Source organism: Undibacterium sp. Di26W, from assembly GCF_049340265.1.
Classification (GTDB): Bacteria; Pseudomonadota; Gammaproteobacteria; order Burkholderiales; family Burkholderiaceae_D; genus Undibacterium.
In genome coordinates this window covers 1-338 of record NZ_JBMPOR010000088.1, presented here as the reverse complement: position 1 = coordinate 338, position 338 = coordinate 1, and the positions used below count along the sequence as shown (strand labels likewise).

Here is a 338-nt window from a genome sequence, read left to right as displayed (position 1 = left end):
ATGCAACGCAAACACATTCTTTGCCAAATCCATGCCAATTGTCGTAATATTCATTTCGGACTCCTCGCCTCAAGTAGTTGGTCATACTTCTACTTTGGCACATCGATGCCGTCGGCGCTGGAGTCCCTCTCTATTTCCAGCAGCCTCGAAGGCGGCGTCCATACCATTTGTTCGAGATCTTTTTTGATCACCCCCGCCGCAAGAGCAAAGTGAGGAATGCCAAATTAACGAATTGCAAGCTGGTATTCAATTGTCGCTCACAGTTTTTCCAAAGGCGATGGCATTTCTCAAGCCAGGCAAAAGAGCGTTCCACCACCCACCGCTGGGGCATGACACTA

2 protein-coding genes are annotated in these 338 nt (G+C 49.1%); one reads left to right on the top strand and one right to left on the bottom strand.

The genetic code is table 11. The annotated features are described in order from the left end of the window. Positions 1-213, top strand: a 213-nt coding sequence (locus tag ACO0LM_RS28765) for a hypothetical protein (protein ID WP_423042380.1), incomplete at its 5' end; no start/stop codon positions are given. Here the strand turns inward: ACO0LM_RS28765 and ACO0LM_RS28760 are convergent. Then, positions 188-338: transposase (locus ACO0LM_RS28760; protein WP_423042378.1), on the bottom strand; the 151-nt coding region annotated here is incomplete at its 5' end. The two genes, ACO0LM_RS28765 and ACO0LM_RS28760, sit on opposite strands and share 26 nt — an antisense overlap.